Below are 24,004 nucleotides of genomic sequence, written 5' to 3'. Positions count from 1 at the left end.
GGCACACTAGCTTGGCGCATCCGAATGAAACCTGAAAAGGACCGGTTCAGGCCATGACCGACCCCATACCGTTTCGCAGGCATAAAGGCTTCACCGTCCGGTTAGGCTTCGTGCCGCTGCTGGATAGCGCGCCCTTGATCATTGCCCGCGAGCTGGGCCTGTTCTTTCACGAAGGTTTGGACGTCGAACTGGTTCGGGAAGCGTCATGGGCGTCACTGCGCGACAAGATATCCTTTGGCTTGCTGGATGGCGCTCAGATGCTGGCGCCGATGCCTTTGGCCATGTCGCTGGCGACAGACCGCCCGCGCACACCGATTGCCACGGGCATGGTGCTCAGCCGCAACGGCAACGGCATTACCGTATCCACGTCCCTTTATTCCAAGCTGGTCGACTGCGGCGCCACGCCCGACGCCCCGCTGGCTTCGGCGAGAGCGCTGATAGATGTTGCCCGGCGCCGGGATTCGCCAATCCGGCTGGCCTCGGTAGCGCCGTGGTCCAGCCATGATCTGCAGCTGCGGGACTGGGTCGCGGCGGCAGGTCCGGAAGCACGCCATCATCTGCAAATCGTACCGGTATCGCCTCTGCAAATGCTGGATGCGTTCCGCGCCGGTGCCATCGAAGGATGCTGTGTCGGCGAACCGTGGAACAGCCTGCTGGAATGGCAGGACCTGGGTGTCATTCTCCATGCCGGTCATCAGATCTGGCAGAACTCGCCGGAAAAAGTGCTGGGGATGCGCCAGGACTGGGCCGATCAACACCCCGAAATCCATCAGCGCCTGATTCGTGTGCTGCTGCGCGCCTGCCAATGGCTGGATAATCCCGACCACCACGGGGCGCTGCGGGACATCCTGTCCGACGAACGCTATCTAGGCAATCAGGTTCAAGCGCTGGACGGCCACCCGTTCTCGCTGTTCCACCCACGCCTGCACCAGCATTTCTTCCGCGACAGCGCCAACTTTCCCTGGCTATCCCAAGCCCACTGGCTGGCCACAAGGCTGGCACGCTGGGGCCAGTTGGAAGAACCGACGGCGGCGGACATTCGCAGCATCGTCAAACCGGCGCTATTCCGCAAAGCCGCCCGCTCCGTGGGTATCGACGCGCCGCTTATCGACGCAAAGACCGAAGGCCACCATCGTTTGCCTTATGTACTCGAGGGCGATGAGGGTCCGGTGAACATAGCCGGTGATAGCCTACTGGGCGAGCATATTCACCGCTGGCCCGGCTGACCGACGACCCGCCTTTCATAGCCGATGCTTCGGTTAATTCTCCCAAATTCCCGTTTCGCATACTTCTTGCCTATCCTGCCTTTCTACCCTGCCTATCTATCTTGCCGTTCTAACCTGCCTTCGCCCGGCCGTGGTGCATTTTTTAGACAACTGACCCATAAAGGCCTCGCAAACGCAGACTGGCCGCGCGTCAAAGCCAAATAACCCACAGTTTTATATGAACTAATTTTGTTGGCACGCCCCCTGCTTTAACTAAATTGACGATGACGCGTACCGAGCCTCGCCCTGTGGCGGACGCCGAATCGTTTTAACCTGACGATACGATCTGCAGGCATTGGCGCCTGTTCCCGGCTTCCCCCGGGGACGGGCGCTTTTTTTTGGCCTGAAAAAAGAACTCACGACACGATTAAAAATCGAGGAGAGACGCATGGCTAGCCGTACCCTGACCGCAATACTGGCACTGGCGCTCGGCACGTCCCAGATCCTGCCTGCCAGCGCGCAAGAGATTGGGCCACCCGAACAGCCGGAGCTGAGAATCGGATTCATCAAGCTGACGGACATGGCGCCATTGGCGGTCGCCTGGGAACAGGGCTTCTTTATGGATGAAGGGCTGTTCGTCGAACTCGAGGCCCAGGCTAACTGGAAAGTCCTGCTCGACCGTGTCATCACCGGCGAACTGGACGGCGCGCACATGCTGGCCGGTCAGCCGCTGGGCGCGACCATCGGCTATGGCACCCAGGCCGATATCGTCACTGCCTTCAGCATGGACCTCAACGGCAACGGGATTACGGTCTCCAACGATGTTTGGAACCAGATGAAGGCGCACCTCCCTCAGAATGACGAAGGCCTGCCACAGCATCCGATTAGCGCCTCCGCCCTCAAACCGGTCGTGGAGAAGCAGCGCAACTCCGGGCGCCCGTTCAAGATGGGTATGGTATTCCCGGTCTCCACCCACAACTACGAGTTACGCTACTGGCTTGCCGCCGGCGGTCTCAATCCGGGCTACTACGCCCCCCATAAGGGCGACTCCAGCGGCACGCTGCAAGCCGATGTGCAGCTCTCCGTGACGCCGCCACCGCAAATGCCGGCCACCCTGGAAGCGGACACCATTCAGGGCTACTGCGTGGGCGAACCCTGGAACCAGCAGGCCGTGTTCAAGGGCATTGGCGTACCGGTGATCACCGACTACGAAATCTGGCCCAACAACCCGGAAAAAGTCTTCGGTGTGACCCAGTCCTGGGCGGAAAAGAATCCCAATACCCACCTGCACCTGCTACGCGCCCTGATCCGCGCCGCGCACTGGCTGGATGAGAACGACAACGCCAACCGCGAAGAGGCCGTGAAGATGCTGGCCCGCCCCAACTATGTCGGCGCCGACGAGGAAGTGATTGCCAACTCCATGACCGGCACCTTCGAGTATGAAAAGGGCGACGTGCGCAAAGTCCCCGACTTCAACGTGTTCTTCCGCTATTTTGCCACCTACCCCTACCCGTCCGATGCCATCTGGTACCTGTCGCAAATGCGTCGCTGGGGCCAGATCTCCGAGCAGAAGCCAGACGACTGGTACATGGATGTCGCCAAAAAAGTTTATCGCGCCGACATCTATGAACAGGCCGCGAAGTCGCTGATTGCGGACGGCACTCTTCCTGCAAGCGCTTTTCCCGACTTCGATGCAGAGAACTTTACCCGGCCCCATCAGGGTGAGCTGATCGACGGCGTGGCATTCGATCCCAAACAGCCGAACGCCTATATCGACAGCTTCGAGATTGGACTCAAAGGCAAAGAGACCCTGTAACGGGGTTCTGGAGAACGGTTATGAGCACGCTGACACCCTCGAATCCGCTGCTACAGATGATCCGGCGCCGCTATCCGGACTTGACCGGCAAGGTGCTGTTGCAATCCGTGACCTTGCCGATGCTCGGCATCGCGCTCTTCCTGATCGCCTGGCAGCTGATCGCGCCCCAGATCAATACGTCGCTGGGCAACTTTCCCACGCCCGCCAATGTTTGGGAACAAGCGGGTGCGCTCTGGCAGGAACACGAAAACGAACAGGACCGTGCCGCTAAATTCGTCGAAATGCAGGAAACGCGTAACGCACGCATCCTGGCGGACAACCCGGATGCGGAAACCCTCATCCGGCCCTACCCCGGCGCGCCCACGTTCTTCGATCAGATCGGCACCAGCCTGGTGACGGTGCTGGCGGGCTTCTTCCTGGCCACACTGATTGCGGTACCGCTGGGCGTGCTGATCGGCCTGAACCGCTATTTCTCCGCCGCGGCCAATCCGATCATCCAGATCTTTAAGCCGGTTTCGCCCCTGGCCTGGCTGCCGCTGGTGACGATGGTGGTTTCAGCCACCTACGTCAGCGACGACCCCATGTTCGAGAAAGCCTTCATCACCTCGATGATCACCGTCACCCTGTGCAGTCTCTGGCCGACTTTGATCAACACCAGTACCGGCGTCGCCCAGGTGAATCCGGATCTGGTCAACGTTTCCCGCGTGCTACGTCTGCCGTTTTGGACCCATGCCCGCAAGGTAGTACTGCCAGCGGCGGTGCCGATGATCTTTACCGGCCTGCGGGTGTCGCTGGGCATCGCCTGGATGGTGCTGATCGCCGCCGAAATGCTGGCGCAGAACCCGGGACTGGGCAAGTTCGTCTGGGATGAATTTCAGAACGGGAGCAGCGAATCGCTCAGCCGCATCATGGTCGCGGTTCTTGCCATCGGCTTTATCGGCTATGCGCTGGATAGGGTGATGCTGATCGTTCAGCGCAAGGTCGCCTGGGATGAATAGGCGCTGCCGCCCTCTCGGACAGTTGTTTGCCTCCACCGTGGATTCGCAAGGAGAAGATTCATGAGCAAGCCACACCTCGAACTGACCGGCGTCAGCATGGCTTTCGATACGCCACAGGGCCCGTTCCAGGCCCTGGACCGCATCAACCTGAAAATCCACAAGGGAGAGTTCGTTTCCTTGATCGGCCACTCCGGCTGCGGTAAGTCCACGGTTCTCAACATCGTGGCCGGGCTTTTACAGGCGACTCAGGGCGGTTGCGTACTCGACGGGCACGAAGTGAACACACCGGGGCCGGAGCGAGCCGTGGTGTTCCAGAACCATGCGCTGATGCCGTGGCTGACCGTCTACGAGAATGTCGAACTCGCCGTGCGACAGGTCTTCCGCAAGACCATGAGCAAGGCCGAGCGCAAGGATTGGATCGTTCATAACCTGGAGCTGGTCAACATGGCGCACGCGCGGCATAAACGGCCTGGCGAGATCTCCGGCGGCATGGCCCAGCGGGTCGGTATCGCCCGGGCTCTGGCCATGCGCCCCAGGGTGTTGCTGATGGACGAGCCTTTCGGCGCCCTGGACGCCCTGACCCGGGCCCATCTGCAGGATGCGTTGATGGACATCCAGCAGGACCTCAACAGCACCGTGATCATGATTACCCACGACGTCGACGAGGCGGTGCTGTTGTCCGACCGCATCGTCATGATGACCAACGGCCCGGCTGCCGTTATCGGCGAGGAACTCCGGATCGAACTACCACGGCCGCGTAACCGCGTCACGCTGGCGGACGACCCGGACTACGTCCATTACCGGCAGGCCGTGCTGCGCTTCCTTTACGAGAAGCAGCGTTTCCCGGGCAAGAACACAGCGACGGAAGCGGCCGATACCGAAGCGCCGCAAGACAACCCGGAGGCTCAGGAATCGCAGACTACCGCTGTGACGACGACGCCGAAACAGGAAAAACCGGCGGAAACCGTCGAAACCCACTGATCAGTTTTAGTGCACTTTGCCCCCGCGACGAACCAGTGATGGGCAAATCTCAACGATGAGAATCGGCTGATATTCGTGCATGCAACTGATTTTAAAGGGCATCCGTGACTGGCACGGTTATCGCTACTATTTAAACAGGGAGAAATAAGGAGAAACAGGTCGAAACAGGACGACTTGCCCGATCAGGGATTGATCGAACCATCAAACATCGTTGTTGGCACTGACGCCGGACCATCGCCCCGCAAGGGGTAGATGCTCCGGCTTTTTTGTTTTCAGCCCGCCACGTCGTCGATGCGACCGGTTGTTGATGCAACGAAACAGAGGCACAGCATGAAAGAGCGCACATTACTGGTGATTGGACACGGCATGGTGGCCCAGCGTCTGCTGGAGCGACTGGTCGCGCGTGACCGCCATCCCTACACACGGATCGAGGTATTGAGCGCGGAGGCCGTACCGGCTTACAACCGCGTGCTGCTGTCGTCCGTGCTGGCCGGGGAAGCCAGCCTTGAGGCCATCACGCTGCAGCCGTCGAACTGGTTCAGGACGCACAGCATCCGCCTGCACCCCGACGCTCCGGTCACCGGGATCGACCCGCAACGCCAGGTGGTCACGATCGCCAATGGGCAACACTTCGATTACGACGATCTGGTCATCGCCACCGGTGCACGCCCCGCTTCACTGAAGCTTGAGGGCGAGCATCTTGAAGGCGTGTTCACCTTTCGCGATGTACGCGATACCGAAAAATTGCTGAACATGAGCCAGCGCCATCGCCGGGCGGTCGTGATCGGCGGCGGGTTCCTCGGCCTGGAAGCCGCCGAGGGCCTGCGCCAGCAGGGCATGTCAGTCACCGTCATCCATCGTAGCTCGCATTTGCTCAACCGCCAGCTTGATGCCACCGCGGGCCGACTACTGGAAGAAGCGCTGGAGGCTCGGGGTATCCACAGCATCACCGGCGAGACCCCGCGCGGCCTTGTGGGACAGCGCCGGGTACGAGCCGTGGAATTAGCCGACGAGACGCTGATCAGCACCGATCTGGTGGTGCTGGCCGCCGGCATCATCCCCAATGCCGATTTTGCCCGCCAGGCCGGCATCGCCTGCGAGCGCGGCATTCTGGTGAACCGCCAGCTCAAGACCAGCGTGCCCAACATCTACGCCCTGGGCGAGTGCTGCCAGCTCGGCGAGCAGACGTTCGGTCTGGTGGAGCCGGGCTATCAGCAGGCGGATGTGCTGGCTCACGTACTTTGCGGCGAAGCGGCGGCGTTCGAGCCCTCCCAGGTGGCCACCCGCCTGAAGATCAGCGGCATTCCGATTTTCTCCTGCGGCCAGGCCAAGCCCGGCCCGGATACCGAATCCGTTATCTGGCAAGACCACGACTCGGCCCGTTACTGCCATCTATTGCTCAGGGATAACCGCCTGGCCGGCGCCGTGCTGTTCGGCGAGACCCAGGACGGTCCCTGGTATTTCGACCAACTCCAGCAACAGCGGGATCTGTCGGCCTACCGCCAGCAACTCGCGTTCGGCGCCGCCTACTGCGACGCCGGTTAGACCAACAGACCGACAGACCGATTAGAAAGTGACAGAAAGAGAGAGACAGACCATGGCTAAGAAAACATTGATCGTGATTGGGAATGGCATGGTTGGCCATCACTTTCTCGAGCAGTTCGCGGACACGCCCGCAGCGGCAGAGTACGACATCCACGTGTTCGGCGAAGAACCTCTGATCGCCTACGACCGGGTGCATCTGTCCGAGTATTTCGGTGGTTCAACCCATGCAGAACTGGCCCTCGGCACGCTGGAAGATTACGCGGCCAAGAACCTGCAATTACATCTGGACGAGCAGGTGACGGCCATCGACCGTGACTTGCGCCGGGTACATACGCCCAAGGGCGAATATGAGTATGACGCCGTGGTGCTGGCGACCGGGTCCTACCCGTTCGTACCGCCGATCGAGGGCAACGACCATGAGCACTGCCTGGTTTATCGCACCCTCGCCGACCTGGATGCCATTCGCGCCAGCGCTCAAGGCGTCAAGAGCGGCGTCGTCGTTGGTGGTGGGCTGCTGGGTCTGGAAGCGGCCAATGCGCTGAAAACGCTGGGCCTGGAAGCTCAGGTGGTGGAATTCGCACCACGGCTCATGCCGGTTCAACTGGATGCCGACGGCGGTGCGCTACTGAAGCGCAAGATCGAAGAGTTGGGGGTAAAGGTCCATACCGAAAAGGCCACCACAGCAATCGTTGCCGGTGAAGAGGCCCGTCTGCGCATGAACTTCGCTGACGAATCCCACCTGGAGACCGACCTGATCGTGTTCTCCGCCGGCATTCGTCCGCAGGATACCCTGGCCCGCAGCAGTGGTCTGGAGATCGGCGAACGCGGCGGCATCATTATCGACGACCAGTGCACCACCTCCGATCCGCAGATCTTTGCCATCGGCGAATGTGCGCTCTGGGACAACCGCATCTTTGGCCTGGTCGCGCCCGGTTACACCATGGCCCGTACCCTTGCCTCCCGCTTAAATCAGCAGAGTGAAGCCTCCTTTGCAGGGGCCGACATGAGCACCAAGCTCAAGTTGCTGGGTGTGGATGTGGGCTCCATCGGCGACGCCCACGCCTCCACGCCGGGTGCCCGCAATATCCGCTTCAACGACGAACAGGCCGGCACCTATGGCCGTCTGGTGATCAGCGAGGACGGCAAGAAACTGCTGGGGGCGATCCTGGTGGGTGACAACGGCCCCTACGATACGCTGCTGCAATACGCGCTGAACGGTATCGACCTGCCCAAGCACCCGGAAACCCTGATCCTGCCGGAATCCGAAGGCGGCGCTCCGGCACTGGGTCCGGATGCTCTGCCAGAAACGGCCTCCATCTGCTCCTGCCACAACGTCAGCAAGGGCGATATCTGCACTGCCATCGACGCGGGATGCAGCGATCTTGCGGCGGTCAAGGGCGAGACCAAGGCGAGCACCGGCTGCGGTGGTTGCGCAGCGCTGCTCAAGAGCGTTGTGGATGTCGAGCTGGAAAAGCGCGGCGTGGAAGTCAGCAAGGACATTTGCGAGCACTTCCCGTACAGCCGCCAAGAGTTGTTCCACTTAGTGAAAGTGAACGGCATCCGCACCTTCCATACGCTGATCGAACAGCACGGCAAAGGCCACGGCTGCGATATCTGCAAGCCCACGGTGGCGTCGATTCTGGCCACCTGCTGGAACGAGCACATCATGGCCACCGACCACGTCCCGCTGCAGGACACCAACGACACCTTCATGGCCAACATGCAGAAGAACGGCACCTATTCCATCGTGCCGCGTATCCCGGGTGGCGAAATCACGCCCGAGAAACTGATCGTGCTGGGTGAAGTGGCCAAGGAATATAACCTCTACACCAAGATCACCGGCGGTCAGCGGGTCGACCTGTTCGGCGCCACCCTGAGCGAGCTGCCGGAAATCTGGGAGAAGCTCATCGCCGCCGGATTCGAAACCGGCCACGCCTACGGCAAGTCGGTGCGCACCGTAAAATCCTGCGTCGGCAGCACCTGGTGCCGCTACGGCGTGCAGGACAGCGTGGGCATGGCGATCCGCCTGGAGGACCGCTATAAGGGCCTGCGTTCGCCTCACAAGCTGAAGTTCGCCGTCTCCGGCTGCACCCGCGAATGTGCCGAAGCCCAGAGCAAGGATATCGGCGTGATCGCCACCGAGAACGGCTGGAACCTCTACGTCTGCGGCAACGGCGGCATGCGCCCGCGCCACGCCGACCTGTTCGCCACTGATCTGTCGGACGAGCAACTGATCAGCACCATCGACCGGGTCCTGATGTTCTATGTACGCACCGCCGACCGCTTGCAGCGCACCAGCGTCTGGCTGGAAAACCTGGACGGCGGCCTGGACTACCTCAAGCAAGTGGTGCTGGAAGACAGCCTGGGCCTGGGCGACGAACTGGAAGCCCACATGCAGGACGTCATCGGCACCTACCAGTGCGAGTGGAAAACCACGGTGGAAGATCCCGAGAAGCGCAAGCGCTTCCGCGAGTTCGTCAACGCGCCGGACAAGAAAGATCCAGTGCAACACTGGACCACCGAGCGCGAGCAGCGCCGCCCTGCCAACGAAATCAAGGTGGAGATGGTTTAGCCCTCTCCCCGCTAAAACACGCGAGCGTACTTACTGTTTCGAGGAAAGCACCATGTCTGATACACAATGGATACAAGTCGGCAAGCGCGAAGATCTGATTCCGGAATCCGGCATCGCCGTCTGGACCCCCGATGGGCCGGTCGCCGTATTCTATCTGCCGGGGGAAAAGCCGGAACTCTATGCAATTGGCCACTACTGTCCGCTGGGCAAGGCCAATGTCCTGGCGCGGGGCATCGTCGGCGATCTCAAGGGTGAGCTGGTCGTGGCCTCGCCACTGTACAAACAGCACTACAGCCTGACCACGGGCCAATGCCAGGAAGACGGGGCTGTTAAAGTGCCCGTCTATAACGTTCGGGTAAATGGCGAGGCGCTGGAACTGGCTGTACCGGTCACCGCCAAGGAAGATTGCGCTGCCTAAAGCAGCGCTAAGCACTTGGAAGAGTTCCCTAAAGTACGATGAACCCTAAAAGGCCCCGTGAGCGACAATAGCCGCTCACGGGAAATGTGGAGAGTGAGAGGATTGAAGAGGTAGCGTTAGTCCAGCACAGAGGCATTCTTAACCGAAACCTGGTCGTTCAACGTCCAGAAATCATAGAGAACGCCAATCAGGAACAGCCCGCCGGTGAGCAGGTAAATAACGCCGGTAATCCACTTGCCCATGTACATGCGGTGGACGCCAAATACACCCAGGAACGTCAGCAGTACCCAGGCGATATTGTAGCTCGTGTCACCCCCGCGGAATCGAACGTCGGCTTGCCGGTCCATGCCGGGAATCAGAAACACGTCGATAATCCAGCCAATAAGAAACAGGCCCAGGGTGAAAAACCAGATGGTTCCGGTGACCGGCTTACCGTAATAGAACCGGTGTGCACCCAGAAATCCGAAAATCCAGAGCAAATAGCCAACCACCTTGCTGTGCGTATCCGTCTGCGGCATTCAATTACCTCCAGCCAAAGGAACCTCTGATGCAGTCTGCAAGCCACGAAGGCCTCTTGCGCCGGTTTATCGCCTTTTATCAATACAGCGCAAATCGCCAACAGTCTTAAACGGAGGCCCCAAAATCAACAGGGTCAGTCACGCCTTTCCAGCAGGCCAGACGCCGAGTCCGATGCGTTACGGCCCCAGCTCCGGTCCGGCCCGCCTTCGCGGAATTCGCTGGCCGATTTACCGGTCCACTTGCGAAAGGCGCGACTGAAGTTGGAGAGATCAGCATAACCCAGGTCGTAGGCAATTTCGCTAATCGATTGATTGGTATAACGCAAAAGCTGGATCGCGCGGTCCTTGAGCACCGTTTCGACAATTTCCCGGTAGGTTGTATCCCGTTCCGCCAGGCGGCGCTTCAGGGTTCGCGAAGAAACGCAGAATCGCTCGGCCATCTCTTCCAGGGACGGCAAGGGGCCAGGCATTAAGTGCAGCATGTTGCGAATCGCCAGCACAATATCGCCCTGTTCCTTGAGTGCTTTCTGCAACTCGAACTCGCATTGGCTGCGGGCCATTTCCGAGGCCTCCGCGTCGGCCAGACGCATGCGGATATCCAGGAAAGGCTTGGGGAAGATCAGCATTTCGGCATCGCGGCTGTACTCGAAGCGGATTGGCAGCTGGTGGGCATAGTCCGTGTAGTAGGCCGGCTCAACACAGGTCAACTGGGCCGAAACCCCGGGCAACTTGCCGTCCCGCAGTTCAAAGCCCAATTGTTCGGCGCTCTCGCGATCCACCAGCTGTTCGCACAGCAGCACCAGGGTGGCCATTACGGTTTCTACCAGGAAAGGGTAGAGGGTGGGCACCTCAAACTCGGCCTTAAGCTGTACCAGCACCCGTTCGCCGGCATCGCGCATGACCATATTCAGGAAAGGCGCCCGCAACTGCAGATAGCGGCGCACGGAATCCAGCGCGCCGCCCACGGTGGGGCTGGTCAGCGCCGCAAACCCCAGCATGCCATGGATCGTGACCCGCAACTCCCGCGCCAGGGCGAAACTCAACCCCTGGCGGCCAGCCAACGCTATCGCGCGGTCAGCGAAGACGATGGCATCGGTGACGAACACCCGGCTGTCGGCAGCTTGCAGATCGGTCGCCGCGAAGTTCAGTCCTTCGTAGAGCGGACGATCATTGAATCCCAGGCGTTTTACGGTATCGCCCAATACCCGCAGATAAACACCGGGCAGTAGGAAAAGGCCCAGCATCTGACGTTCTCTATCCGCGCTCACCTTAGCCATCCGGATTCCTTCATCAAAAAACAGCGTAGTCGGCACAGGTGCCGTGGGGCATTCGACAACCCGATGCTATCAGAAGCCCCCCCGTCTCTATTTGGCGTGGCGCCCGGATTTTCTGTCGTTCCGGTCAATCCCGGAACGCCCTGGCCCATCATCCACGACCCGCGTCCTGTTTAAGCATGGCCCCCAAGGCTTGCAGCACCGACACTGGCTCCATCACATCGAAGGCTGTTTCGGGAGCCGATATACCCGAACGCCCGCAACGTCCTTTCCGGCATCGGCGCCCATTGACGGCGCATAGGAGGATTAATGCTGAGAACATCGACCGCCCATACCAAGCCCGCCATCCGCAAGCCTAACCACGTGGCTATCAAGCCCCAGCGCATGGGCTTTGAGTTCAACGACCAGGTGCCGCGCTACTGGCTCGACGACAGTCCGTTCCTGAGCCACATGATGAACGCGCTATCAGTACTCTTTCCCCAGGGCGAACAGTTCTTCGTCGATTCCGTGCGCTACTACCGGGACCAGATCGACGATCCGGAACTCAAGAAAGAAGTGGCCGGGTTCATTGGGCAGGAGGCCATGCACTCGCTGGAACATATCGCCATGAATCAGCACGTGCGTGACCAGGACATGCCGGTGGAAGAACTTGAGCACCATCTGCGCCTGTTGCTGGAGGGTTTCGGCAAGCGCCTGCCCAAACGCCACCAGCTCGCCGTGACCTGCGCGCTGGAACACATGACCGCGATGATGGCGGATATGCTGCTGGAGCGGGACGACGTACGCGAAGACATGCACGAAACCATGCGTCCGCTGTGGGTCTGGCATGCCATCGAGGAAACCGAACACAAGGCCGTGGCCTACGACGTCTTTCAGCAGGTCGGCGGCACCTATCTGGAGCGCTCTTTCTATCAGATCGTCAGTACCGCGCTGCTCGGCGTCATGACCACCTATTTCACCGCGCGCATGATGTGGAACGACAAGCGCAGCGTCTCACTGAAGGATGTGGGCAAGGGCCTCTGGCGCACATGGGGTACCAACGGCGTTTTCTCCAGCCTGATTCCCACTTGGCTGGAGTACTTCAAGCCGGGCTTCCATCCTTGGCAGCACGACAATAGCGAACTCATTGCGCGCTTCAAGAGCGAGATCACCAGCCACATCGCCCCGCAATATCGCAACGGTAATCGCCGTACTCTCCAGTAGTGAAACCAGTCGTGAGGCAGTAGTGAGGCCAGTAGCAAGGCAAGGAGTACAGGACGGTAATACAGGTCGTTAGTACAGGACGATAGTACGGGCCAATCCGTATCGCGGCCCATAGTTCAAGCTGCGGCGATCGTTTCAGTGCCATCCTGCCCCTTCACGCCCGTATTTTGCGGGCGTTTTTTATAAGTGAAATCGGGAACCATGGCGTGCCGCCCCGCTTTTCCCTATCCTTTGCGTCACAACAACAACCCACTCCGTACGCAGGGGAACGCCTTGAAACTGCAACGCTATTTCATCCTTTTCGGCGTCATCTACGTGGCGCTGATGGCCGCTATAAGCCTGATCGTCTACTTTACCGGCACCAGCCTCGGCTTCATTGCCAGCCTGGCTTATCTGGTCGGGGCCGGGACGGGCGCCGCATCGCTGTTTGTCAGAGAACAGCAGCACGCCCCCGACGCGGCAGAGAAGCGCAAGCTGGCGCTAGGCTGCGTCGGGGTAACCTTCGCGATTTCAATCGTGACGACGCTGTCCCTGGTGGTCGGGAATGTCGGCTTGGCCCAGACGCCGGCTGCGCTGTCCAGCGCTTTCAGCGCGCTGTCTCCGTTGGCTTGGCTAGCCGTGCTGGTGGTTATCGCGCTGGTCTATTACGGCATTCTCAGCCTGTTCTTCGGCTGGTTTGCGCAGCGCCAGGCAGCCCGTCAACGCTGAATCGCTTTCCCTCTGTTCGACTAAGGTTCATTTGACAACCCATCGCCATAGGTGAAGCTTAAGGGCTTGGATCGAACCGGGAACGATGAAGGAGGGAATCGGAAATGAAACGCTTACTCATGCTGGTCGGCGACTATGTCGAGGATTACGAAGTGATGGTGCCCTTCCAGGCGCTAATGGCCGTCGGATATGAAGTGCACGCGGTCTGCCCGGACAAAAAGGCCGGCGAATACGTGCGTACCGCAATCCACGATTTCGAGGGGGATCAAACCTACTCGGAGAAACCGGGCCACAATTTTACGGTTAATGCCACCTTTGCGTCGGTGAAACCGTCAGACTACGTCGGCCTCATAGTGCCCGGCGGACGGGCGCCCGAGTATCTACGGCTGAACGACGACGTGCTCAAGATCGTGCGGCACTTTGCCGAAGCGGACAAGCCGATCGCCGCGATCTGCCACGGTGCGCAAATACTGGCGGCTGCAGGCATCCTGGAAGGCAAAGAATGCTCGGCCTATCCGGCTTGCGCTCCAGAGGTGACGCTGGCCGGTGGCAAGTTCCAGTCCATCGAGGCGAATGAGGCCCATGTGGATGGCAAGCTGGTGACGGCGCCAGCATGGCCGGCTCACCCTGCCTGGATAGCCCGCTTTTTAGAGGTGCTGGGCGCGAAGATCAAGCTTTAAGCATCAACCACGCTATCACCGGGATACGGCCGCCTCCGGGCTGGCCGGTTGCTCCCGGACCCACACGGCGTAGCGGTCTGGCGCCCCCGCTTTATCCCGATCTCAGCAGGCCGTCCACGCTTTAGCGGCCTCAGGACAAACAGCGGCCGGTCAGACGTACAGGCTCTTGCGGGAGAATCGTTCCACCAGCGGTTGGTAGGCGGCCCCCAGCACGCGGTTCAGGGCTTCGATGCCCCAGGCATCGGGCCCGACAAGAATACGGGACTCATTTTTTTCGATGCCACGGATAATGACGGCTGCGGCCTTCTCCGGCGTGGTAATCGCCAACTTATCGAAGCCTTTACGCTGAGCTTCGGCGTTCTCGGAAGCCCCCATTCGCGCCGCGCGGGCGATATTCGTGCGGATTCCGCCAGGATGCACGCAACTCACCGCAACCGGCTGTTTCTCAAGCTTCATTTCCTGGCGCAGTGCTTCGGTAAAGCCGCGTACGGCGAACTTGGCGGCGTTATAGGCACTTTGTTTGGGTACGCCGATCAGCCCGAACACGCTTGAAATGTTCACCACGTGCCCGTCGCCGGAGGCAATCAGATGCGGCAGGAAAGCGCGGGTACCATGAGCCACGCCCCAGAAATCGATATCCATGATCCACTTGAAATCCTCATCGGTCATTTCACGAACAGATGCGGACAGCGCTACACCGGCGTTATTGATGATTAAATTGACCTGTCCAAAATCCTTCGCGACAGCTTCGGCGTGGGCATAGATCGCGTCCCGCTCGGCCACATCCAGCCTGTATGTCTTCACCTCGACCTTGCCGGTACAGGCGTCTGCCGTCTCTTTCAAGCCCGTTTCATTCACATCGGACAACGCCAGACGACATCCTTTCTGCGCCAGTTTTATCGCCAAGGCACGACCGATGCCCGATCCGGCCCCGGTGACCACCGCAACTTTGTCTTTTAGCTTCTTCATCGTCTCACCTGCATTACCCAACTGAGGGTTTCATATTATTCTTGATGTCGGGCACAGCGCCCTAACCCATTAAAGCACCTACTTTAAACAACTGCACCGGACCAGCATATGGCTGAAAACTGAGGTGGCGGCAGGCAATCCGGCCACCCTAAGGCCGGTGCTGATAAACTATATCTACCGCTCCGTCGATCTCGGAAGGACTCTCGTCATGGCCTACCCCATCCCGGCTGTTATCGCCATTCTCGAACATCGGGGCGAATTCCGATTGGTTCGCCGGCGCAATCCGCCAGATGCGGGCCTCTGGGGTCATGCTGGCGGCAAGGTGGAGTGGGGAGAATCGTTGATGGACGCGGCACTACGGGAACTGCGTGAAGAAACCGGGCTCGGGGCGGAGGCGGAGCGACTGATGCCGCCCCTGGAGGTCATTACCCGTGGACCCACGGTGGAATACCACTTCGTGCTCTGCCCGGTGATATGCCGCTATCGCTCCGGCAAACCGCTCGCCAGCGACGATGTGTCGGAGGTGGACTGGTTCAGCCTCGACGCCATGCGCACGGCCCCCGCACACTTCAGCCACGACGTGCTGGCCATCTGCGAGCGGGTCCTGGCCGAGGCTGGCACTTAATCCTGGCTCTTATTGAGCTCCTCGAGGGTCTGGTAGTCACACTCGTCGTTAGCCAGGAAGCTTTCAGACGAGCTTACCAACACGTCGTCATCGCCCATAAAGCGACGGCCAAGGATAGCGGCATAGTGGAAACGGCCACGATCGGTTAACGAGAATTGGGTTTCGTAGACGTGGCCGGAGACACAGAAGTCCATCTTGACCACATAGCGGCGCTGGGAATCAGCCCCTTTGCGCTTGATCAGTACTGTGCGCTCAACCGGCATCTCGAAATTCAGGACGACATTGTTGTCGTCGGCCCCCTCCAGCTCTTTATGATCGTCCAATGGCAATTCGAAGCTGACCCATTCCTCATCGCCCTTCTTGAACGGCTCGACATTCACCGCATGCAAAGACGAGGTCTTGGCGCCGGTATCCAGCCGGGCCTTCACACGCACACCGGTATCATGCAATACGATCCATTCCACGAAGCCGAGAGTATCCGGCCCCTCACTGTCATCGTCGTCTGCCAGCACCATCGGCGCCGAGAAGGCCATGACCACTGCCAGCCAAAGACTCAATCCGTATTTCATGCAGAACTCCTTGTTGAGGGCATAACCGGCGTTGCCGGTGAACGCTCGGAATCATGCCAAAACCCGCCAGTCCAGGCTACGGTCCTGTACGAAAGGTAATGGCTATGTAATCGATGCCTACAGTTTGACCGCAGGCTTTTGCGGCATAGGCGTTAACCGGCTTGCGGAAGCTCGCGACAGCTATGGCGATGGGCGCTCGGGCTCGTCCCGGTCCAGCGCTTGAAGGCGCGGGTGAAATTGGCCGCATCGGCGTAACCCAACGCATCGGCGATCTGGCTCAGGCCCATGTGAGTGTTGACCAACAGGTCTTGGGCACGCTCCAGCCGCACCTCGTCCACCAGCATCTGGAAGCTGGCGTTCTCTTCCTGCAACCGGCGTTTGAGGGTCCGCTCGGAAACGAACAACGTGCCGGCCGCGCGTCCCAGCTTAGGCGGGAACGGATGGCTGGTTTCGATCACCCGCCGCACCCGGGCGACAAAGCCCGCATTTTCGTTAAGTCGGAGCAGCGCCTGTTCGCACTGCTCGCGGCTGACTTCAGCCGCCTGCTCGTCGCTGAAGCGGATCGGCGACGAAAGCTGCCCCCTGGGGATCAAAATGGCGTCCTCGTCACAGCCGTACATCACCGGTACCGGAATGCGCTGACGGAAACGCTGAAAATAGCTGGGCTCATGACCCCGGCGATGCACGCGGGCACCGCGCAAGGGTTCCCCCAGGAGCTGGATGCCCATCATCACGCAACCAAACACCATGGCGTCCATAATAAAGCTCTGCAGCGGTCCCAAGTCGAAACCGCTCACCACACGCAGGGTTGTGGTATCGCCTTCGGTTCGGCAGAAAATGCGCAAGTGCGGGGCCCGCAGGCTCAGGTAACGCACCATTAGATCCATGGCCTCACCGAGGGTACGGCTGTTCATAGCCGCAAGTCCCAGAGCACCGTGCAACGGCAGGCGCAATTCCGAAGCCAGCAGAATACCGAGGCCCGGTTCGCCGCTCTCGACAATCGCTCGCGTCACGAATTCGCTGGCCTGGGAGAGCGACACGCGTACGTCGTCGTCAGTCAGGCAGGCGGGATCGAGCCCGACACGCGTCAACAGGGCCCGGTCGTCTACCCCTCGTTGGCGTAGAAGCTCGGCAATCGTGTGCAAGTAAATGGCGGGCAGGCCCAGGTCCTGGATCTGTGCGGCAGCAGGCATGGGATGCGTCCTCACTAGTTGCATTATTGTAATAGTGCAAAGAGTATGAACGGATCTTGCCGGCCACCCCATGACTTCAATGACGCGTCAACTGGAGGAAGAGGCCAATTGTTCCGTCTCAGCCGCCATGGCGGCGAATAAACGCCTGGAGAATACGATAGGACCGGCGGGGATTTTCCAGCATCGGCAGATGACCAATACCCCGCATCACATGCACCTCCGCGTGAGGTGTCTTGCTACGGTAGAACGCCACGCAGCCTGGTGGCGTAATGCGATCCTTCTCGCCCCAGATCACCAGCAGGGGCGCTGTGTCGTTATCCAGCGCGTTGATCGGCGCATAGGGATCGGCCACCATATCGGCGAAGACATGGCGGTTCTGCCCGGCCCGGCGCAGCAGATCCGTCCCCAGCAGACCGGTCATGGCCAGGCCGGTGGCCGTGGGCTTGCCGTTGCCCACGGTATTGAACATGCGATAAACCCCCTGCCAGTCCACTGGCACGAGCACACTGCGGTCGAAAGCCGGTGGGCGGTTCAAATCGACGGTGTCGTGGGCCGGGATGCCGGCGCTATTCATAACCGTCAGGCTGGCCGCCCGGTCTCCTATTTTGCGGGCCATCACGGTCGCAATCGCTGCGCCCATGGAGCTGCCCACCAGGTGGACCTGGCCCAGCCCCGCAGCGCCCAACCACTGCGTTAATCTGTCCGCCTGATCCCGGTAGCGATAGCTGGCGCCGACGCGGTAGTCGCTCTCGCCGAAACCGGGAATATCCACGGCGAGCACATGCTGGTCCGAGGGGAACAGCGGTAGCCATGCACTCCAGTTTTCCTTCATCGCCGCCAAGCCATGGAGCAAAACGACCGAAGGCTTATGCGATTGGCGCCGGCCACGCTCCAGCCAAACGATGCGATGATCGTCTACCCGAACCGAATGCCGACGCGCGCGCTGCAACCAGCGATGACCGGTGCGAGCCAACGGCCAGGGATTGGGGATACGGTTATGAAGTTTAGAGAGCACTGGAACATCTGCAGACATGGCTAGAGCTTTTCCAAGGTAGTAATTCAAAAAGAAAAATACGGCACGATAAGTACTAAGGAGCCTCTGAATAACTCCTGGACCGCCTCTGCGTGCTCTGAAGGCTGTAGCTGCAAGGCGTGGCTCGCCGGTAATGGCCTGGGCCGCATTCGGATAGCCCTTACCAAGAGCCGCAACGCGGCAGATGCAGTCTTCAGAGCGCGCCCTTCGGGGCTTTCAGAGCCATCCACACTCCGCGTTGCGACTTTTTGAAAGGCAACCAGCCTTCCCGCAAAGTCGCGCCTTGATTGTGGATGGCTTTGAAAGCCAGAGGCGCTCCAGGAGTTGTTCAGAGGCTCCCTAAAAACCGGTATAGAAAAACAAGCGCTGAAAAACAAGCGCTGAAAAACAAGCACTGAAAAACAGCTATTTCAAACAGTCATTACGAAACAAGTATGCACGAAAAGTGTTACACGAAAGGCATGGATAGCTCGGAGTCTAGCGGCAAAACAACATCGAGGAATGGCCCGTCTGTCGCCGGAGCGCGGCCGGATAGCAAATCAATGCCGGTCCAGGCGGATATCCAGGTAGACAGGATCGTGATCGGAGGAGCGCCAGGGGCCAGGCCCGTAGAGTCGTTCGGCGCGTTTGGGCGGATGAAATTCCAGGTTGTAATCCAACACCGTCGGCTCATCGGCATTGATGTGCCAGACATCGCCACCGGTGACGCGCGACTGCAGCGATTCGTCAGGCAGAATGTAGTCCAAAACCCCGCGAACGCCCTTGAAGCGGTAAGTATGCTGATCCTCCCCGCTCAGCACCGCGGGCCGCTGGAAGCCCGCCGCCGCCAGGATGGCCAGAGGCCGCTCACCGATGTAGGTATTCAGATCGCCGAGGATCAGGGTGCCCAATAGATTACCTGACTCGGGCAGTGTCTCCAGCCAAGCCAGCAGCTCGCGGGCTGAACGCTCGCGCACAGGCGCGTAGCAGCCTTCATCAACCGCCCGATGGTCACCTTCGGCGTTGCGGCATGAGCGGGACTTGAAATGATTCACCACCACTCGCATACGACCCTCTCCGCCGCGCGACTGGAAATCCTGCGCTACCGGCGCCCGGCTATAGCGGGAAAACACGCCATCGCTCAAAACCCGTGTGTCGCCTACCGGCTCGACACGATCACTGCGGTAGAGTAGCCCGACCCGAATGGCATCGCCGCCGGCGAAGGCTTGAGACACATAGGCCCAATCTTCACCCAGCGTTCGGGCCAATTCGGCGATTGCGCTGTCGGTATCGCTGCCATCGTTCTCCAGCTCCATGAGGCCGACAACGTCAGCCTCCAGACCGCGGATGGCGGCCGCCAGTTTCTGTTGCTGGCGTTTCAGCTCGGATCGGTTATCTGCACCCCGGGCCGTGGGAAAGCCACCCCCGCTGCCATCGCCGTTAAAGAAATTCAGCGTATTGAAGCTGGCCACGCGGATAACGCCTGCCTGCGGTGCGATGGGTGGCGCCGGGCGTTCATTGGCGATGACGATATCCGGCCAAACCTCAGGCTGGATACGCCAGTGATCGTAGCGAAAATCCAATACCCCCCGAACCGGCGCGAGCCGGCTACCGGTTCGCAAACTGTTCCCAGCGCTGAGACGGGGCTGGGGCAGCGGCAATATCTCAGGATTTTGCGCCAAGCGACGGTCGTCCAGCAGAATACGGTACTGTCGATTCTTGCGGTGCTGCTGCGGCCGCTGGCTTCGTAGTGGATCGTCAGCCGCCAGCGTCACCGCGCCGAAGCGGCCGTAAGCATAGGTATCGATCACGGCCAGCGGCTGGTCGAAGGTGACCCGCATACTTTCCAGGCGTTCAGGGTGGGTCAGAGGCAAGTCAATCGGGACAGGCGCTGGCAGCGCCGCTGAGCCGCATACTTCCACCGAACCCCGTCCGGTCATTTCCGTCAGGCCGTAATATTCTTTGATCGAGCCTTCGACGCGCACGTGGTCACCCACCTGCCCGCCTTCGGCACCGGTAAATATAAAAAGCCCTTCGGAGGTGGAGACGTTGGCATCGGTATCATCCGGGAGCGACTGCAGGTAGAACCCGGACAACCCGCCGGGACCACGGCCATCCAAGGTTATGACGCCCTCTACCCGCTGCACGGATCCTTGCAACGGCGATGTGTCTCGGGTTCCCTGAATCGCTGAAATGGGGGTGAGAGCGTCGCCGCAGCTATCCGCCGCAGCCAGCGGTGCCACGCTCATCAGCGCGAGGAGTATCAGTCTCTGCCCCGGCCCTGCGAGCGCCGAAAACACCTTGCTGGGAAGCGCCGGCGGCTAGGGGCCTACCCGGCGCGCTTTCTGGAGCCAGGGGTGCAGTTCGTCCCGGTTGGCCAGCTCCAGTTGCTGGACCAAAGGATCGCTATTCGGCGTATCACCACAGAGCCCGGCGAGCGTCAATATATAACGAACGAGGGCCGCGCGGGTTTCAATCCGCAACTTGCCCTCCACCATGGCGTAATCGTTGGCAATGATAGACTGCTGCGCCTCCGTTAGCCGGTGATCCGGGCGCAGGACGATGGTCGCCCGGGTATTCCAGGTTTCATCGTTGCGCGCCTTGTGGCGGCTCCGCTCTGGCAGTACCTGAGGGGTGCCGCGGAAACGGCTGAGCATAAAGTCCCGATACTCGCCATTGGTGTCGCACCAGGCACGGACATGCCAACGCTGCCCACTGTAGATCAGGGTATGAGGCTCGAGCACGCGCCTTTCGCCTTCCGGCTTGGTCAGCGAAAAGTACTCGGCTTCCAAACGGCGTCCCTGGCGGGTGGCCAGAACAATGGGACGCACGACATCGGGTTCGGCCAGCCGGCGCGGTACATGCAGAATTTCGGTGTTAGGCAATCCCAGATCCAGGGACTCGAAGGTTTCGCTCAAGGCATGGTCGCGCCCTAAAACTTCGAGGTATTCGTCCGACCGTCCCTGGGTCACCGTGGGCTGGAACCTGTCCGCCGGCACGTAGCCCTTGAGATGCCTATCGTATTCAAGGTTGCCGGGGGCGACCTCGCGTAGATAAGTATTGATATCCTTGGACGCCTGCTGCCGACCAATGCCAAATGCATGGCAGATATGGTTGGTTGTCAGCCGCCCTTCCCATAAGGCGATGATCTCAATTAGCCGGTAACGTAGCAGGAGATCCCAGCGAATAGGCCAATCCGTTTTTTTCATGATATGCCGCTCTTCATAAACTGATTGGATTCCGATCAATCCGTGATCAGAGCTGATTATGCTATCAGCTTCCCGATGCGCCGCGTGTTACGGCACATTAATGTAAAATAACGTCAAACACTGCACATGCAGTTTGTCGGTTTCCAGGTAAATCCACCACTTACATTCAGGTAACATCCGCCATTCGGTAAGTGCGTAATAGCCTGCACGCCGCGCCCCTGCTGTAATCGCGGATTGCCCGGCATGCTCCCACGGAGGCTGCTATGGTTTGAGTGGAGCCTCGTGAACCCCCGTTTAGGCGGCCTCCTCTATAGTCGAATTAACATTCCGGAGCTGATGGCATGACTCGCATGGTGACTTCCCTCTCTGCACTCATCGTGAGCACGATTCTGCTGGTCAGCGGCAACGCCTTCCTGATGACCCTGCTGGGCGTTCGCTTAGGCCTGGAGGCGGTCGATCCCGCCACGATCGGCCGGGTACTGGTGTGCTATTCCATCGGCTTCGTTCTGGGCACGCTCTACGTCGGCCGGGTGATCGAACGGGTCGGCCACATCCGCGCCTTCGCCGTCTTCTCGGCCTTGGCCGCCGTGACTGCGCTGCTCTATCCCATGGACGTATCGATGACGTTATGGGCCATCCTGCGCGGCCTGTCGGGCCTCAGCATGGCCGGCGTACTGCTGGTGATCGAGAGTTGGTTCAGCAGCCGCGCCACCAATGCCAATCGCGGCGCTCTGTTCGCGGTCTACCAAATCGTTTTTTTCATCTCCGTGGCGGGGGGCCAGTTGATCATCAACTTGGGCGATCCTGCAGCCTTCCAGCTCTACACCGTGGCTGGCATCCTGTTGGCGCTGTCTCTAGTTCCCCTGTCGCTGACCAAGATGGAAGCCCCTCACATCGAGCAGGTCGAGCGCGTCTCCATATTCAGCTTGTTGCGGGAAGCCACGACGGGGGTCGCCGGCACCTTCATTTGCGGCGTATTGATTGGCTCGTTTTACGCGCTGGGGCCGGTCTATGCCACGCTGATCGGCCTGGACGTCGCCCAGACATCGCTGTTTATGGCGATTGCGATCATCGCGGCCATGTTACTGGCGTGGCCCATGGGGCTTGTCTGCGATCGCTTCGACCGACGACGGGTCTTGTTTACCGTATCGATTGCCGCCGGCGTCGCTGCGCTGGCAGCGGCTTTCATCGGCGTTCACTTGCCGCTGGCGCTGATCGTCGCGGTGGGCTTGTTCACCGGTCTGTCCGCCGCGCTTTATCCTATTGCCGTGGCGATTGCCAACGACCGCATGCCGCAGTCCCGCATCGTGGCCGCCAGCGCCACCCTCCTGCTCAGCTACGGACTGGGCAGCGTGGTCGGGCCTCTGGCTATGGGCGAACTGATCGGGATCGTCGGTCCCAAGGGGCTGTTTCTCGGCAGTGCCGGATTCCTTGCCTTACTGGGACTGGTAACCGCCTACTACATCATCACCACCGAAGATATTCCGGTGGCCGAGCAAGAGCACTTTGTGACCACCATGCCTGAAGCCATGCCGGTGCTCACCGAGATGGATCCACGCAACGAGGCGTTCCATACGTCGATGGCGGTTGAGCAGGAGGAGGACGAGACAGCAAAGAAGACCGGCACCGATAGCTAAGGGGCCTTAGGGCGTACCGCACACTACTGCGAAAGATTGCGGGCAAACGCCCTAATCCACCGGCTCGCACCGATCGCACTTCAGGCAATCAAGCCGGGTGCCCAGTTGTTTGCGGCGCCCGGACGCGGTGGTCACCCAGGGCCGGTTAACGAACGGTGGGCGGTGGCGCATGTGTTGGCCATGGCCGCAAGCCAGCCGGGCCACCCAATTGTTCTCTGCGTCTTTATAGAAACCGACAATAGATTGTTCCATAACACGGTTGATCCGAGTCATCGCTCTCGGTTTTCCCTCATTTTAATTTTGTTCCTGTATCTGTTTTTATTACAACAGTTAGCAAACTATTATTAAACGCATCACCTTTGGGTATTTAGTCGATCCAAGGGACACTATTTTTTGCTGGAGCAACCTGATGAGAGACCAGTTTCCTTTCGCCGTAGCGCGGGTCACCAGACGTTGGCGCAAGCTGCTGGATGAACGCCTCAAGGACTTGGGCGTGACCCAGGCCCGCTGGACGACCATGGTTTACCTTCAGCGCGGCGGCGAAGGTCTGACCCAGCGCGAGCTGGCCAACCTCATGGCCATCGAGAACCCGACGCTGGTGCGCTTGCTCGACAGCCTGGAAAACCAGGAACTGATCGAGCGCCGGCCTTGCAGCAAGGACCGTCGCGCCCGTCGCCTGCACCTGACGCCAGCCGGCGAAGCCTTTATGGATGACCTCAATAGCCGCGCCGATAAACTGCGCGAGGAAATGCTCGAAGGCGTGAATGCAGACGACCTGGCCGTCGCCATGAACGTCTTCAATCGCATTATGATCAACGGGGATCAGTTGCAAAAAGGCTGATTCCCGGCGACCGACCCCACCGGAGGTTCTT

The 24,004-nt window shown here is 59.9% G+C and carries 22 protein-coding genes; 13 read left to right on the top strand and 9 right to left on the bottom strand.

Annotation, left to right across the window (positions count from 1 at the left end; translation table 11 throughout):
• The first annotated feature begins 53 nt into the window (after nt 1-53).
• The 7 genes from FXO11_RS01115 to nirD all read left to right on the top strand — a co-directional run bounded on the left by FXO11_RS01115 (nt 54) and on the right by nirD (nt 9,535).
• Nucleotides 54-1,226: a CmpA/NrtA family ABC transporter substrate-binding protein gene (locus tag FXO11_RS01115; RefSeq protein WP_148861177.1), complete on the top strand. Its 1,173-nt coding sequence runs from the start codon at nt 54-56 to the stop codon at nt 1,224-1,226.
• Between the two features lie 427 nt (nt 1,227-1,653).
• Complete coding sequence (locus FXO11_RS01110) at nt 1,654-3,021, top strand: CmpA/NrtA family ABC transporter substrate-binding protein (protein ID WP_148861176.1); 1,368 nt, start codon at nt 1,654-1,656, stop codon at nt 3,019-3,021.
• A gap of 20 nt (nt 3,022-3,041) precedes the next feature.
• Nucleotides 3,042-4,019: an ABC transporter permease gene (locus tag FXO11_RS01105; RefSeq protein ID WP_148861175.1), complete on the top strand. Its 978-nt coding sequence runs from the start codon at nt 3,042-3,044 to the stop codon at nt 4,017-4,019.
• Nucleotides 4,020-4,079: 60 nt separating this feature from the next.
• A complete protein-coding gene (locus FXO11_RS01100; RefSeq protein WP_406565635.1) occupies nt 4,080-5,000 on the top strand; it encodes an ABC transporter ATP-binding protein in 921 nt (306 codons plus the stop codon).
• A 330-nt stretch (nt 5,001-5,330) separates the two neighbouring features.
• A complete protein-coding gene (locus tag FXO11_RS01095) occupies nt 5,331-6,545 on the top strand; it encodes an NAD(P)/FAD-dependent oxidoreductase (protein WP_148861174.1) in 1,215 nt (404 codons plus the stop codon).
• A 52-nt stretch (nt 6,546-6,597) separates the two neighbouring features.
• Nucleotides 6,598-9,117 (top strand): nitrite reductase large subunit NirB, encoded by a 2,520-nt coding sequence (nirB, locus tag FXO11_RS01090; protein ID WP_148861173.1) that lies wholly within the window; start codon nt 6,598-6,600, stop codon nt 9,115-9,117.
• Nucleotides 9,118-9,169: 52 nt separating this feature from the next.
• Nucleotides 9,170-9,535 carry a nitrite reductase small subunit NirD gene (nirD, locus tag FXO11_RS01085; protein ID WP_148861172.1) on the top strand — a complete coding sequence of 122 codons (366 nt, stop codon included), beginning with the start codon at nt 9,170-9,172 and terminating at the stop codon, nt 9,533-9,535.
• A gap of 116 nt (nt 9,536-9,651) precedes the next feature.
• Here nirD and FXO11_RS01080 read toward each other — a convergent pair whose 3' ends face one another.
• Together FXO11_RS01080 and FXO11_RS01075 are read right to left on the bottom strand one after the other, a co-directional pair.
• On the bottom strand, nt 9,652-10,053 hold the full coding sequence (locus tag FXO11_RS01080) for an NINE protein (RefSeq protein ID WP_148861171.1): 402 nt from the start codon (nt 10,051-10,053) through the stop codon (nt 9,652-9,654).
• A 134-nt stretch (nt 10,054-10,187) separates the two neighbouring features.
• Nucleotides 10,188-11,330 carry an AraC family transcriptional regulator gene (locus tag FXO11_RS01075; protein WP_148861170.1) on the bottom strand — a complete coding sequence of 381 codons (1,143 nt, stop codon included), beginning with the start codon at nt 11,328-11,330 and terminating at the stop codon, nt 10,188-10,190.
• A gap of 306 nt (nt 11,331-11,636) precedes the next feature.
• Here FXO11_RS01075 and FXO11_RS01070 point away from each other — a divergent pair, with 306 nt between their 5' ends.
• The 3 genes from FXO11_RS01070 to FXO11_RS01060 all read left to right on the top strand — a co-directional run bounded on the left by FXO11_RS01070 (nt 11,637) and on the right by FXO11_RS01060 (nt 13,918).
• Nucleotides 11,637-12,530: a metal-dependent hydrolase gene (locus FXO11_RS01070; RefSeq protein ID WP_148861169.1), complete on the top strand. Its 894-nt coding sequence runs from the start codon at nt 11,637-11,639 to the stop codon at nt 12,528-12,530.
• Nucleotides 12,531-12,803: 273 nt separating this feature from the next.
• Nucleotides 12,804-13,238 carry an ABZJ_00895 family protein gene (locus FXO11_RS01065; RefSeq protein ID WP_148861168.1) on the top strand — a complete coding sequence of 145 codons (435 nt, stop codon included), beginning with the start codon at nt 12,804-12,806 and terminating at the stop codon, nt 13,236-13,238.
• Between the two features lie 104 nt (nt 13,239-13,342).
• Nucleotides 13,343-13,918 carry a DJ-1/PfpI family protein gene (locus FXO11_RS01060; protein ID WP_148861167.1) on the top strand — a complete coding sequence of 192 codons (576 nt, stop codon included), beginning with the start codon at nt 13,343-13,345 and terminating at the stop codon, nt 13,916-13,918.
• Between the two features lie 150 nt (nt 13,919-14,068).
• Here the strand turns inward: FXO11_RS01060 and FXO11_RS01055 are convergent, their stop codons facing one another.
• Nucleotides 14,069-14,887 carry an SDR family NAD(P)-dependent oxidoreductase gene (locus tag FXO11_RS01055; protein WP_148861166.1) on the bottom strand — a complete coding sequence of 273 codons (819 nt, stop codon included), beginning with the start codon at nt 14,885-14,887 and terminating at the stop codon, nt 14,069-14,071.
• Between the two features lie 208 nt (nt 14,888-15,095).
• On the opposite strand from FXO11_RS01055, the gene FXO11_RS01050 reads away from it, so the two are divergent.
• Nucleotides 15,096-15,512 (top strand): NUDIX hydrolase, encoded by a 417-nt coding sequence (locus FXO11_RS01050; protein WP_148861165.1) that lies wholly within the window; start codon nt 15,096-15,098, stop codon nt 15,510-15,512.
• Here FXO11_RS01050 and FXO11_RS01045 read toward each other — a convergent pair.
• The 5 genes from FXO11_RS01045 to FXO11_RS01025 form a co-directional block, all read right to left on the bottom strand.
• A complete protein-coding gene (locus tag FXO11_RS01045; protein WP_148861164.1) occupies nt 15,509-16,081 on the bottom strand; it encodes an ATP-dependent zinc protease family protein in 573 nt (190 codons plus the stop codon). The two genes, FXO11_RS01050 and FXO11_RS01045, sit on opposite strands and share 4 nt — an antisense overlap.
• A gap of 152 nt (nt 16,082-16,233) precedes the next feature.
• On the bottom strand, nt 16,234-17,274 hold the full coding sequence (locus FXO11_RS01040; RefSeq protein ID WP_148861163.1) for an AraC family transcriptional regulator: 1,041 nt from the start codon (nt 17,272-17,274) through the stop codon (nt 16,234-16,236).
• A gap of 118 nt (nt 17,275-17,392) precedes the next feature.
• Entirely contained in the window at nt 17,393-18,307 is a 915-nt protein-coding gene (locus tag FXO11_RS01035) for an alpha/beta fold hydrolase (protein ID WP_148861162.1), read from the bottom strand.
• A gap of 539 nt (nt 18,308-18,846) precedes the next feature.
• Complete coding sequence (locus tag FXO11_RS01030) at nt 18,847-20,535, bottom strand: ExeM/NucH family extracellular endonuclease (RefSeq protein ID WP_148861161.1); 1,689 nt, start codon at nt 20,533-20,535, stop codon at nt 18,847-18,849.
• Between the two features lie 72 nt (nt 20,536-20,607).
• Entirely contained in the window at nt 20,608-21,495 is an 888-nt protein-coding gene (locus tag FXO11_RS01025) for a helix-turn-helix transcriptional regulator (RefSeq protein WP_148861160.1), read from the bottom strand.
• A gap of 341 nt (nt 21,496-21,836) precedes the next feature.
• Between FXO11_RS01025 and FXO11_RS01020 the strand changes: the two genes are divergently transcribed.
• Nucleotides 21,837-23,132: an MFS transporter gene (locus FXO11_RS01020; RefSeq protein WP_148861159.1), complete on the top strand. Its 1,296-nt coding sequence runs from the start codon at nt 21,837-21,839 to the stop codon at nt 23,130-23,132.
• 51 nt (nt 23,133-23,183) lie between these two features.
• On the opposite strand, the gene FXO11_RS01015 is transcribed toward FXO11_RS01020, so the two are convergent.
• Entirely contained in the window at nt 23,184-23,384 is a 201-nt protein-coding gene (locus tag FXO11_RS01015) for a DUF3565 domain-containing protein (protein WP_148861158.1), read from the bottom strand.
• Between the two features lie 157 nt (nt 23,385-23,541).
• Between FXO11_RS01015 and FXO11_RS01010 the strand changes: the two genes are divergently transcribed.
• A complete protein-coding gene (locus FXO11_RS01010) occupies nt 23,542-23,973 on the top strand; it encodes a MarR family transcriptional regulator (protein WP_148861157.1) in 432 nt (143 codons plus the stop codon).
• Nucleotides 23,974-24,004: the final 31 nt, after the last annotated feature.

Source organism: Marinobacter fonticola (assembly GCF_008122265.1).
In the GTDB taxonomy this organism is placed as follows: Bacteria; Pseudomonadota; Gammaproteobacteria; order Pseudomonadales; family Oleiphilaceae; genus Marinobacter_A; species Marinobacter_A fonticola.
The sequence above is the reverse complement of the archived record's forward strand: the minus strand, read 5'-3'. Positions and strand labels throughout refer to the sequence as shown.